The sequence below is a fragment of the Zhongshania borealis genome (genome assembly GCF_039539625.1).
GTDB lineage: Bacteria > Pseudomonadota > Gammaproteobacteria > Pseudomonadales > Spongiibacteraceae > Spongiibacter > Spongiibacter borealis.
In genome coordinates, this window is record NZ_BAABDM010000001.1 from 1,088,413 (window position 1) to 1,101,150 (window position 12,738).

12 protein-coding genes are annotated in these 12,738 nt (G+C 50.0%); 2 read left to right on the forward strand and 10 right to left on the reverse strand.

The window, feature by feature from the left end; genetic code table 11:
- Nucleotides 1-231 precede the first annotated feature (231 nt).
- Complete coding sequence (locus ABD836_RS05145) at nucleotides 232-1,560, reverse strand: ABC1 kinase family protein (protein WP_344933032.1); 1,329 nt, start codon at nucleotides 1,558-1,560, stop codon at nucleotides 232-234.
- A 206-nt stretch (nucleotides 1,561-1,766) separates the two neighbouring features.
- Between ABD836_RS05145 and ABD836_RS05150 the strand changes: the two genes are divergently transcribed.
- On the forward strand, nucleotides 1,767-2,609 hold the full coding sequence (locus ABD836_RS05150; protein WP_344933034.1) for an acetoacetate decarboxylase family protein: 843 nt from the start codon (nucleotides 1,767-1,769) through the stop codon (nucleotides 2,607-2,609).
- A gap of 22 nt (nucleotides 2,610-2,631) precedes the next feature.
- On the opposite strand, the gene ABD836_RS05155 is transcribed toward ABD836_RS05150, so the two are convergent.
- The 8 genes from ABD836_RS05155 to ABD836_RS05190 all read right to left on the reverse strand — a co-directional run bounded on the left by ABD836_RS05155 (nucleotide 2,632) and on the right by ABD836_RS05190 (nucleotide 10,780).
- Nucleotides 2,632-3,294 carry a MarC family protein gene (locus ABD836_RS05155; protein ID WP_344933036.1) on the reverse strand — a complete coding sequence of 221 codons (663 nt, stop codon included), beginning with the start codon at nucleotides 3,292-3,294 and terminating at the stop codon, nucleotides 2,632-2,634.
- Nucleotides 3,294-4,319, reverse strand: a complete 1,026-nt coding sequence (locus tag ABD836_RS05160) for a quinone-dependent dihydroorotate dehydrogenase (RefSeq protein WP_344933038.1) — start codon at nucleotides 4,317-4,319, stop codon at nucleotides 3,294-3,296. Before ABD836_RS05160 ends, ABD836_RS05155 begins: the two co-directional genes overlap by 1 nt.
- Nucleotides 4,320-4,394: 75 nt before the next feature.
- Complete coding sequence (locus ABD836_RS05165) at nucleotides 4,395-5,024, reverse strand: phosphoadenosine phosphosulfate reductase domain-containing protein (protein WP_344933040.1); 630 nt, start codon at nucleotides 5,022-5,024, stop codon at nucleotides 4,395-4,397.
- Between the two features lie 125 nt (nucleotides 5,025-5,149).
- Complete coding sequence (gene pepN / locus ABD836_RS05170) at nucleotides 5,150-7,819, reverse strand: aminopeptidase N (protein WP_344933042.1); 2,670 nt, start codon at nucleotides 7,817-7,819, stop codon at nucleotides 5,150-5,152.
- A gap of 18 nt (nucleotides 7,820-7,837) precedes the next feature.
- Nucleotides 7,838-8,677, reverse strand: coding sequence for a DUF2797 domain-containing protein (locus ABD836_RS05175; RefSeq protein ID WP_344933044.1), 840 nt, complete (start codon nucleotides 8,675-8,677; stop codon nucleotides 7,838-7,840).
- 4 nt (nucleotides 8,678-8,681) lie between these two features.
- On the reverse strand, nucleotides 8,682-8,954 hold the full coding sequence (locus ABD836_RS05180; RefSeq protein ID WP_344933046.1) for a YeaC family protein: 273 nt from the start codon (nucleotides 8,952-8,954) through the stop codon (nucleotides 8,682-8,684).
- Between the two features lie 73 nt (nucleotides 8,955-9,027).
- Entirely contained in the window at nucleotides 9,028-9,888 is an 861-nt protein-coding gene (locus ABD836_RS05185; protein ID WP_344933048.1) for a rhomboid family intramembrane serine protease, read from the reverse strand.
- Nucleotides 9,881-10,780 (reverse strand): NAD(+) kinase, encoded by a 900-nt coding sequence (locus ABD836_RS05190; RefSeq protein ID WP_344933050.1) that lies wholly within the window; start codon nucleotides 10,778-10,780, stop codon nucleotides 9,881-9,883. Before ABD836_RS05190 ends, ABD836_RS05185 begins: the two co-directional genes overlap by 8 nt.
- A 160-nt stretch (nucleotides 10,781-10,940) precedes the next feature.
- Between ABD836_RS05190 and ABD836_RS05195 the strand changes: the two genes are divergently transcribed.
- On the forward strand, nucleotides 10,941-11,834 hold the full coding sequence (locus tag ABD836_RS05195; protein ID WP_344933052.1) for a DUF1853 family protein: 894 nt from the start codon (nucleotides 10,941-10,943) through the stop codon (nucleotides 11,832-11,834).
- 17 nt (nucleotides 11,835-11,851) lie between these two features.
- On the opposite strand, the gene ABD836_RS05200 is transcribed toward ABD836_RS05195, so the two are convergent.
- Nucleotides 11,852-12,724: a 1-aminocyclopropane-1-carboxylate deaminase/D-cysteine desulfhydrase gene (locus ABD836_RS05200; RefSeq protein ID WP_344933054.1), complete on the reverse strand. Its 873-nt coding sequence runs from the start codon at nucleotides 12,722-12,724 to the stop codon at nucleotides 11,852-11,854.
- Nucleotides 12,725-12,738: the final 14 nt, after the last annotated feature.

A 12,738-nucleotide genomic window follows, 5' to 3' on the forward strand; every position in this document is an offset into this window, starting at 1 on the left:
ATAAATTTTCCCCATCCCGACGGTGGATTCATTCATCCAATCAATAGCAACTCTATTAAGTCACAATAGAATTGAGCATAGACTAACTGTACCGTCTAAATCGCTAGAGATTAAATAGTGTCATCTACTTACAAAAAAGACCTTGGCATTTCACCGAAGTTATTGATTTCATAGGGGCGTGTAGTGGCATTTACACGAAGAAAATACCACCGCAGATCACAATGGGAGGGGTTAATGCAGGTAAAAATCGACTCGGTCATCTTGAAATATGTCCGCGCCGGGCGCCAATAGCTCCATGTAACGGTCAAAATACAGAAACTGCTTTAACAGCATGGTAAATGCCCGAGGGAAACGAATACCGTAGTTTCTCGCAATATCGCCTAATTCGCTCAGGAGCGAAGTAATACCATCGCCCTGCTGGTTCTCGAGCACCTGTTGGGGGTCCAGAGCATTCAAACCTTCGAACAGATTGCGAATATCCTTCTTCAGGGCACTTTCGTCTACGGTATCGCGAGTAATCCCCACGCTGATCATAGACTGAGCCATCAACTCGTAGTTTTGCTCACTGATCGCCATAAAAAGGCTAAATATAGCCTGCCATGCCTCCGGCTGGATACGACCCACCATGCCAAAATCAATAAAGCCTACGCGGCCATCCTCTAACAACAGTAAATTACCGCTGTGTAAATCAGCATGAAAAAACGCGCACTGAGTCAAACTCGCAAACCAAGTATTTAGCGCATTAAAAAGGCTATTCGCCGGGTCAAACCCACTCCCAGCCTTCGTCATATCATTTGTTAGCGCACTGCCGTAGAGTCGTTCCATGGTCAGCACCCGTGCAGCGGAAGCCTTAGGGTAAGGCTTTGGCGCAATAACATAGTTATTGCCAGAGCGCGCTAAAAACTCCCGAAACTGATTAAGGTTTTCAGCCTCTTTATAAAAATCGCACTCGTCGATCATGGACTGGTACATTTCTTCTACCAAGCCCGCGACGGCGTCTTTATCGGTATTAGGCAAAATCAGCTCAAATAAGCGAATGAACAAATATACCGCGTTCATATCGGTGGTCAGTATTGCCTGAACGCCTGGCTTTTGTACTTTGACCACCACATCTTCACCGGTTACCAGCCGTGCGGCATGTACCTGCGCGATAGACGCTGACGCCAGCGCTTTTTCGTCGATATGCGCAAAAACCTTATCAAGGGGCTGGGCAAGATCGTCTTCGATAATTTGCTTTATCTTACTGAAGGGTAGTGACGGCGTTTGATCCAGACAGAGCTGAAACTCATCAACATACGCTTTTGGAAAAATTGAGGGTGAGCTCGCGATAAACTGACCAAATTTAATATAGGTTGCCCCTAAGTCCTCAAAGAGCTCCCGTAACTCCTTAGGGCTAGGCTTGCGCCGCTGAAGAAGACATTTCAGTGCCCGTGGCGACACTGCAGACGCCGTTTGCAGCACCCGCCACGACCCCCTAAGCCCAAATTCCGCCAGACTTATGCGTCGACCAGAAGTATCTGCTGCCGCACTCAAAAACTTAGTTTTTGACACCGCTTGCATCACCTTTTCCCTGACACTAGTTGCCTGCTTTATAGCCATTATTCCGTAACCCTCGGCGAGTGATCGCCCCAAAAACCATAATCTAGAGTAAAGTAATCACATTGTAATCTGATCACGCCACGCTGTAAGTTACACTTCTATTACTTATATTTTAAATGCTACGCCAATCCGCAAATAACATCATAATAAATGAGGAGCCAACACCTATGCAGGATACCCGCATTTTATACACAGAACTGCCGGTGAGCAGCGACAAGCACGACCAAGTAACTGATACCCTTTGCCATAAAATCGATTCGCAGCAATATTCGATAAACCAAGAAACCATTAGCCTACCAGTAACGGTTGGCAATGCCGCGATGCTGATGAATGTATTTACGGTTGATGCCGGTAAAGCCCAAGCGCTCATCGCCGACAGCGGCTTTAAGGTTGTTGAAATTTTCCCGGGCAAAGCGCTTATGCAGTTACTCGCCGTTGATTACCGAGAAAACGACCTGGGTGACTACAATGAAGCCGCGATTGTATTTCCCGTTACCACCCCAGGTGAGCGAAAGCCTTTCCCTATTCTAGGTGCAATTAGCCGAATGATGCGCGGCCAACTCGCGAATTTCGTCTATCGCATGCCAGTCAACCAAGGCTTTACCACCCACGCTGGCCGTTTCATTTGGGGTTTCCCTAAATGGGTATGCCACGTTGACATCGATTTCGGCCCGAAAACCGCCTATGCACAATTCCGCGATGATGGCGAAGCAGTGTTCAGTATCAGCGCCTCAACCGGCGGAAAAGCACGCGCCAAGCCACAGGTAGCGCCGTCCTTAGCCATACGCAATAAGCAAGCGTGGAAAACCCTAGGCACCACTGAGGGCGAAGGCGTGACGTTTAAGCTGGGTGGTCAACTGCCGGAAATCGGTGAAAAACACCCACTGGCCATGATTCTAAGAGATCTCGGCCTACCCAAAAAGCCGCTACTCACCGTATCAATCAGTAAAGCCAAAATGGTCTTTGATGGGCCGGAAGTCGTCGCCGTCGGAACGACATTTAAAAACTAACAGTCTGCATAAACGCAATCTTTTAGCTGGCGGCCAGTCCCGCCAGCAAACCGCTTTGCGCGATGCCATCAAACAGAAATTGCATCGCCAAGGCGCACAGTAATACACCGAACACCCGGCTAATCATATGCATACCAGTTACGCCAAGCCAGTTTTGCAAACGGCTAGCGAGCAACAGTGCGCCCAGGGTTAAGGCCATCACCAACACCAGGGCAACCACTACCGCGCCCTGCTCCAAGAAGTTACCTTCGGCGTGAGCCATTAATAAAATGACCGCTCCGATAGCGCCGGGCCCAGCAATCAATGGCGTCGCCAAAGGAAATACCGCAATGTCTGCCTTTTCTTCGGCCTCTAGGTCTTCATCTGTTGTCGTCGTGGTTGCTCCGCTACCTTTAACGGTGACCAAGTCGATACCAATCAACAACAGTAAAACCCCACCCGCCGCACGTAAGGCCGCCAAAGATATACCCAATGCGTTCAGTATCATCTCACCCAATACGGCAAACGCGAGAAGAATACCACTGGCAATCAACACCCCGCGCAAGGCGGTTCGAGCGCGCTTTTTTGCAGACTGATTAGCGGTTAACGCCGCGAACATTGCCGCCACATCAATCGGACCAATTGTTGCAAAAAACGTGGTCACGGAAACACTAAAAGCCTCGATAACTGCGCTACTCAAAACCATTAGACCGTCTCAACTACTGCGATCGCCGCGGCTGCCTCAGCGATTAGTGCTGGGCCGCGATATATAAAACCAGTGTACACTTGCACTAAGGACGCACCTGCCGCTATTTTTTCTGCGGCCGAGGCCCCATCACTAATACCACCCACGCCGATAATCGGCAAACGACCATGCAAGGCGTCGGCAAGGATACGAATAACCTGAGTCGAGCTATCGCGCACTGGCGCGCCACTCAAGCCGCCTACCTCGGCACCATGTGGTAATCCGGCAACTGCATCACGCGCAATAGTCGTATTTGTGGCGATAACACCGTCAATCCCCTGCTCTACAAAGACCTCAGCCACATTACGGATGTCATCTTCAGCCATATCAGGCGCAATTTTAACGGCCATAGGCACATATTTCCCATGGCTCTCAGCCAAAAGCAATTGCTCTTTTTTCAAGGCCGCTAGTAAATCGATTAACGGTTGGCCAAATTGTAAATCACGCAGGCCCGGTGTATTCGGCGAGGACAAATTAACGGTGATATAGCTCGCATGGGGATATACGCCCCGCAAACCAATAAGATAGTCATCAACTGCGCGCTCGGGCGGGGTGTCTTTGTTTTTGCCGATATTAATTCCCAAAATACCGTTAAAGCCGCTGGCTTTAACCTGCTCTAGCAAATGCGCCAAGCCGAGGTTATTAAAGCCCATACGGTTAATAATGGCCTCGGCCTCTGGGAGCCGGAACAAGCGCGGCTGCGGATTACCAGGCTGAGCCAGTGGCGTCACGGTACCAACTTCAATAAAGCCAAAACCCAAGGCAGCAAGGCCGTTAATATGCTTAGCATCCTTATCCAATCCCGCAGCAAGCCCCACCGGATTAGGAAATTCAATGCCCATCACCACTCGCGACTGTCTAGGTATAGAGCCCGCCAATAAGCGACTTAAACCGCAGGCTTCGATAAGGGAAATTAATGCTAAAGAGAAATGGTGAGCGCGCTCAGGGGACAGACAAAATAACAGCCGACGTAGAACAGAATACATATGCAAAACCTTGTAGAAAAAACGGCATAAGCCCACCAGCAACGAAGGGCTAGCCCATCGACCAACGCAGGCTAATTAGGCCGAGGTGTGCAAACCGCATTCCCGGTTTTCCGCGACCTTAGTGGGATCAAAATAATGTTTACAGCTCGGGAGCTTGTGCTCACTCATATAGGCGAGCACGTCTGCTTCTGACCAGTAAAAAATAGGAGCGACTTTGAGAATGCCACGACCATCCCAAGACAGTATATCGAGGTTTTGCCGAAACGCGGTCTCTTCTTTACGAATACCCGTCACCCATATTTTCGGCGCTAATTCTGTAAAAGCGCGATCAAAGGGCTCAAGCTTTACCTGCCGAGTAAACTCGCGATGCAAATCAGGATTATCATCTGGATGTGGAATTCCACCCATAATCGCATTGCGGTGTTCAGCGGTAATCAACGGGACATAAGGTTTGATATTTGGCTTAAGTAATTTAATTAATTGCTCGGCAACCCGGTAAGCGTCTGGCACATTATAGCCGCTGTCAGCCCAGACCACGGGCATTTCGGGGGCGACGTCAGTAACCAGCTTCAACATTACGCCGGCATTGGGCGAAAAGCTGGTCGAAGCCATTACGGGCTCATTTAATGACACCGCCCAGCGAATTATCTCTTCAGCAGAGCTATTACGCAGCGTGGCATTTAAGGTGTCGAGGTCAAGATCCATAATTTTGTCTATAAACACGTGAACAGGCTGGCGACTTTAGCACACACAGCCCACAAACATAAATAAAAATCTTTAAAATCATGCACTTATAACAAATGCGAATATGGTTATAACAAAATCGATATTTATTCCACACTGTAATCCTGCAGACTTTTCGAGACAACCTCATACACGTCGCTGGATAAATCTGGCTGAGCCAAAATCCGCTTTAGCTCGGCGCACATTAATTGCTGCGCAGCCGGCAAGTATTTCCGCCATTTGGTGAGCGGCACCAGCAAGCGAGAGGCGATTTGCGGATTACTGCGATTCAAGACAATGACTTGATCGGCAAGGAAGCGATACCCCGCCCCATCTTCACGATGGAAGTTCACGCTATTCTGCCCACAGAAAGCACCAATCAACGCCCTTACCTTATTGGGGTTCCTAATATCAAAGGCCGGATGGGCCATTAACGCCTGCACTCGATCAATACTACCCGGCAAACGACACATAGCCTGCACCTGAAACCACTGATTAATCACTAGCGGCTCATGCTGCCAATTTTGGTAGAAGCGCTGTAGTGCGTCTGCCTTATAGGGGGCAGCACTATTTACCAGCGAGTTAAGCGCCGCCAAGCGATCCGTCATATTCTCGCTGTTTTCAAATTGGCTGATCGCTAAATTTCGGGCGCTGTCATCGTCCACTAACATCAGATATGCCAGCGCAGTATTTTTAAGGCTACGCTGCGCAATTTGCGCTGCATCAGCAGCATAAGCGGCATCACTCGAACAGCGTTCATAACAGGCCTGTAGCTCTGCCTGCAGGGCAATCGCAATTGCAAGACGCAAGGCCTCGCGCGCGCGATGCAGAGCGATCACATCGACGGGGTGGAATATCTCAGCCAAATACGCTTCGGAAGGTAACTGCAACATCATCGCTACCATCGCGCCATCAAGCGTCTCGTCAGCGAGCAAATCGCGACAAGCATCAAGATACGCCGAGTCCGGCGCAACCTCACGACCTGCGGCCAAATCGGCAAGGGCTTGGTTGATTTCCGCCAAACCCAATTGTTGGCTAGCGTCCCAGCGACAGAAACCGTCACTATCGCTTCGCATTAAGCACAGAAGCTGTTCGCGGCTATAAGCAAAATCAAGCTTCACTGGTGCCGAGAAACCGCGCAACAAGCTCGGTACTGGCTCTTCATGGATCCCGGTAAACGTAAAGCTTTGCTCAGGCTCGGTAACGCTTAACACCATTTCGGTGTTATCTGCGGTTTCAGTGTTGGGTTCACCGTCTTGTAATTGCAGCGCTAGCTGGCCAGCCTCCCCCAATAGCGCAACAGCCAAAGGAATATGAAAAGGTGCTTTGCTAGTTTGCCCCGGCGTTGCCGGACAAGATTGTTTTACGGTTAAGGTATAATGTTGCTCATCAGCATCATACTGCGCGCTTACCGCCAGTTTCGGCGTACCCGCTTGCGAGTACCAATGCCGGAATTGACCAAGGTCTACCCCGCTGGCATCCTCCATTGCCAAGACAAAATCCTCGCAGGTCACCGCTTGACCGTCGTGGCGGTCAAAATAGAGATCGCTGCCTTTACGGAAAAGTTCGGGGCCAAGCAAGGTGTGGATCATGCGCACTACTTCCGCGCCTTTCTCATACACCGTAACAGTATAAAAATTAGAAATTTCGATAAACGAATCTGGGCGAATCGGGTGCGCCATTGGCCCAGCATCTTCGGCAAATTGCGCAGTGCGCAACAGCGTAACATCCTCTACACGTTTTACCGTGGGCGAACCCATATCTGCAGAGAACTCGGCATCTCTGAATACCGTAAACCCTTCTTTTAAACTGAGCTGGAACCAGTCGCGGCAGGTAACCCGATTACCCGACCAATTATGAAAATATTCGTGGGCAACAACGCCCTCCACTCTCTGGAAACCCGCATCTGTTGTGGTTTCTGGCTTAGCCAATACACAGGACGTATTAAAAATATTGAGGCTCTTGTTTTCCATTGCCCCCATATTGAAATCATCGACAGCGACGATATTAAAAATATCGAGATCGTACTCGCGACCATACACGTCTTCGTCCCAGCGCATCGCGTTCTTTAACGACGCCATGGCGTGATCACATTTATCCGCGTCTTTATTTTCAACGTAGATCTTTAAAGCCACTTCTCGGCCATTCATGGTCGTAAATCGATCTTCAACACAGGCCAGCTTGCCTGCCACTAGAGCGAATAAATAGGCTGGTTTAGGAAAGGGATCTTGCCATACCGTTTTATGGCGACCATCCGCTAAGGTTTCGGTCGCACTTAAATTGCCATTAGACAGCAGCACCGGGTAGCGTTGGGCGTCGGCAATAATTTCAACAGTAAACACCGACATCACATCGGGCCGGTCGAGATAGTAAGTGATTTTACGAAAGCCCTCAGCTTCACACTGAGTACAAAACATACCACTGGATTTATACAAGCCTTCCAGCGAGGTATTGTCCTGGGGACGAATAAGGGTTTCGCAGCGCAGCACAAATTCTGTTGGGACATCCGCAATAATTAATTGCTCACCGCTTTGTGTCCATTCCGTCGCATCGAGAGTCCGGCCGTCAATCGCCAAGGAGATCAGGTCTAACTCGGTGCCGTGCAAAGCTAGAGGCGCATTGCTTGTTTTCGACGCAGGGTTACGACGAATATGCAATTGCGATGTCACCTTGGTGCTTTCTTCGCCTAAGTCAAATGCCAAATCCGTGGTATCAATCAGATACGCTGGAACTTCATAATCACTTAAATAAATCGTACTCGGCTGCGCGTCGCGCATGTAACTACTCCTGAGCCGCTAAGACTCACAACTTAATGCAATATGGTAACCAGCGTATTTACGAATATTAATTACGCCGGTATCAAAAATAAGGTACTGCGCTTTAATACCCATTAAGGTCCCTTCAATATTGGGAACCTTATCTAAATTAAAAGACTTTACCTTTACCGGGTATTCACTTACTGGATATTCAATGTGCTGAACAGGGACGCCTGTTATCGGCTGAATCGCCTGTAAACCAAAACGTTCCTGCAAGGCCGCAATATCATCTGCGCATTCAGCGGCAAGAGCATCTCGCCGCGCAGCAAGGTCTGCCGCACCAGGCGACCCTTTAAGCATTGCCTGCCAACTGGTTTTATCAGCAACGTGATTTTTATAAAGCGTCTCTACCAAGCCAGATTGCAAGCGCGTACTCACCCGAAATATCGGTAGTGCACTGACCGCGCCTTGATCAATCCAGCGCGTAGGCACTTGGGTGCCACGCGTAATACCAACTTTCACACCAGAAGAATTAGCCAAATAGACGATATGATCTATCATACAATGGCTTTCGCCCCACTCGGGCTCACGACACGTTCCCGCTGCGTAATGACATTTTTCTGGGCTAACAATACAGATATCACATTGCGCCAAACGCTGAAAACAGGGGTAACAGTAGCCCTGATTAAAGCTTTTCTTGGTTGCGCGACCGCAGTGCACGCAATTAATTTTCTGTTGAAAATCCAAACGCAAGGACTTACCGATGAGCGAGTTCATCGCTACCAACTGATCGCCGATCGGCATACTGTACTGCGCCAAATCACCCTCTAGGTGGGTTTTCATTTTGGCGACGGCACCAGCTATTAACTGCTCAGCCATGGGCTTATTCCGCCCACTTTAAAATTTGATCGCCATCGTCGTGGGTGTGGTCATCGCCGCACACTTCACCCTCAGCCTTTTTACCTCGATCGATATAACCGACTCGCGCGGTTTCATCTTGAATTTTCAAATCGTAGGCAATAACGCCTGCCATGCAGTGTTCACGCTGATCAACAGTTAATACCCGGCCATCGGGCCATTTGCCAATTTCCACCGCGCGTTTTAGCCCCTCGTAAATTTCCGGGGTGATATTGTCGACTAATTGTTCAAAATCCATAACACATTCTCTTGAAATCTGTGTTTAAAACACATCTATAGAATATCTACGCAGCAAACCGCGCGGCATTATATCAGCTAAGACTGGATTCTGGTTTTCGATCTAGCAATGCTGCAGCCAAACCCAAGATCAACCCCAGCACCAGTCCGCTAAGATGTGCTGTATTCGCAACCGCCCCTAAGCCCAACAGTTCGGTAAAACCGGCCATACATACCAGCAACCACACCACCATGACCACGGCTACGCCTTTAACAAGCGGAAACTGCGTCGCTGGTCGCAGGCGATTCCAGGCCACGATGTACCCCAATAAGCCGTAAATCACACCTGACATCCCGCCAAATAACGATACGCCGGTCATGGCTTGCGCGATATTGGAACCCGCCGCAATCAATAAAACCAAACCTAAAATTCGAATCGCACCCTGGCGACGTTCAATCATCCCGCCTAATTCCCACAACCATAGGGCATTAAATACAATGTGCATAAGGCCAAAATGCAAAAATGCAGGGGTAATCAAGCGCCACAACTCGCCACGCGGCCACGCGCCCTGCAGGTCGCTACCAACCACCTGCAATTGATAGAAACTCAGCAGCGGCAGAATCTCAAAATTACGGTCTAGGTAGGGCAAAATGCTCCCTGCCAGACTCAACAATAATAATACGACTACCACCGGCACAGCGGCTAATTTCTTGGACCACTGCGACGGGCCTTTTATGGTGGCAGGCGCAGTCTCGACTTTTATCTCTAGGTCACCAGACTCCAAGCGCTGATATAGGTCCTGCACCTGAGCAACATGGGCCTCTGTTCCAACCCACACCACCAACATACCGCGCTCTTCGCTAATTCGGTGAGGTAAAGAGAGCTTCCAGAGCAACGCAGAAAATTTTTCAAGATCAGCTGTCACCGGGATACGTAGGCCTACAAGTTCAGACATCGTCTTCGTCGTCCTCCTTACCTATTTGCCCACCCCAACCGAGCTTATCCCGGCAACTAGCATAAAAGCTGTGATCTAAAGGGTGCACCAAACGCATTTTATGAGGTTTTTTGCGCACATAGATAATATCGCCGGGCTCGGTCGTAATACGCAACTGGCCATCACAGGTCACGGGCGGCTGCACAATATTATTCTTACCGACAACCATTTTGATCTCGCTTTTACCGTCGATCACAATTGGTCGACTGCTCAGCGTGTGGGGGAACATTGGCACAATTACAATGGCATCTAAGCGAGGGTGCATGATTGGCCCCCCAGCCGACAGTGAGTAGGCGGTTGAGCCGGTTGGCGTTGCGATAATCAAACCATCAGAGCGTTGACGATATACAAACTCGCCATCGACATATAATTCAAACTCCATCATATGACCGGAGGTACCAGAGTTTAGTACCACGTCGTTCAGCGCATCACCTTTGCCGACAGGCTGACCGTTACGAGTCACTTCAACATCGAGTAAAAAGCGCTTCTCTAGGCGGTATTGCCCGTCCAGTACCGCGCCAACTTGAGTCTCAATTTCGTCTGGCGAAATATCCGTTAAAAACCCCAGTCGGCCACGATTCACACCCAATACTGGCGCATTATGGCGCGCCAAAGTCCGCGCCGCACCCAATAGACTGCCATCACCACCAACCACAATAACTAGGTCGCAGACTTCACCAATCATCCGCCGAGTACTAACCCGCAGACCATGGTCTGGCAATAACTCCGAAACCGCCTCGTCGAGCACCACATTGAGTTCACGGCCTTGCAAAAAGTCAATTAAACGCCGCAGGGTTTCTGCTACGCCGTTGCCTTCCCGGCCGATCACACCTATATTGCGAAACTGTTCCATAATACCTACTGTTTATGCTTGGCCGTCTATTATACAGAAGCAGGCTCAATATGACCGCCGCGCTGAAGTTTGCGACACAATAGCGCGTTAATGCAAACCAAACACCACTCCGAGCACGCGATTTTGCGCCCCTGGCGCCCCCAGCTTAAGTTAAAGAAATATGGAGACCGCTATTAATTCCGCCAAGCAGCCCCTATTCAGCTCGCCGTTAGTACGCGCACTCGCGTGGAGCTGCTTTAGCCCGCCACTGATTAACAGCATGCAGTGTGGCAAAACAACGGTCACCGCGCCGCAGCTAAGCCTGACAAGTGCGCGACAAGAATGGCTAGCCGCCCTAGACAGCAATGACGAACCTCTGCGCAAATACATGCTCGAACACTGTCACAGCAAACGCCTTGGGCTGGTATTTGAGAGCCTGTGGCATTTCTTTTTGACGCAAGACCCAGCCACGGAGTTAATAGCTCACAATATTCCGGTGCGCGACGAACACAAGACCCTCGGCGAATTCGATGTGTTGTATTACTGCCACCAAACAAAACAAACCGTTCATCTGGAATTGGCAGTTAAATTTTTCCTCGGTCTCAATTCAACACAACAGGCGCCCTCACTAAGCCATTGGTTTGGCCCTAATCGTGCCGATCGATTAGACCGAAAACTCGCTCGACTTCGCCAACATCAATTGCCCCTCGCGCACACTGAGGCAGGTCAAATCGCACTGCGAGAGTACGGCATTAACACACTTCGGCAGGAGCTCCAGGTGAGCGGCATTCTCTTTCACGCCAAGAACCAAACCCCACCCCACCACAGCCTTAACCCAGAACACCTGCGAGGTCGCTGGCAAACGGTTGCTGAATTTACATACAGCACGCGGAACAGTGACCGCCAGCAATGGCGATACCTAGCAAAACCCTATTGGCTAGAGGGGCGATACAGCACTGCAACAGAGTTAATAGACGAGCATAAGGAACTCGCCAGCGAGCGGCCGATTATGGCAATTAACGCCCTAGAAGAGCGGCTATTTATTGTGCCTAACCACTGGCCAGAAGCTGTGTAAGCCTCCGCAGTTACGCGCTAAGCGAGCTCGGGGAAACCGCGCCGCCCCTGTATTCCGCCAGTATGGATCGCCAGTACGCGAGAGCCCGCAGTGAACTCGTCGCAATCAATCATATGACGAAGACCATACATCATTTTTGCTGTATACACGGGGTCTAGCGCAATGTCATGAGCCAATTCAAAATCAAGTATAAATTTACGCAATGGCTCCGACAGTCGCGCATAAGCGCCGCCATGAAACCGATGGTCCAGAGTCCAATTCTGCCGGCAATGCCCGAGGTCAAGCTGCATTCGCTGAATATCTGCAGCCATGTAGGCCTCAGCCTTCAGCACGGGAATACCGATAGCTTTTACCCCATCCGCCAGCTGGGCCGACACGCCCGCCAACGTAGTCCCCGTGCCACATGCCAACACAACCGCTGAATACGCTCGTCCGTTATATGGAACCAGCGCTGCGATTCCACGACACCCCTCTGCACCCAATAAATTTGAACCGCCCTCAGGAATTAAATAGGGCCGAGAATATTGCGCCATAACTGCCGCCACAAACTCAGGGTCGTGACGACGCCGGTAATCGCTTCGGCTTAAAAAGTGCAAATGCATTCCCCAAGCCACCGCATCTTGCAGGGTTGGGCTCAATTCTTTATCAGGATCGGCCCGCACACAAGCCACCGCCGACACACCCTCTACTTGAGCGATGGCAGCTAAAGCATGAAGATGATTAGAATATGCCCCGCCGAAGCTTAATAAAGTTTCCGCGCCAGCATCCCTCGCCGCCGCCAAATTTAAGTGTAACTTAAACCATTTATTACCCGGCGCCAGGGTATTTAATGTGTCGAGCCGCAGAATATCAACGCTAATTCCGTTCCGAGTAAAGACCGCTTCAATCAAAGCTTACACCTTAT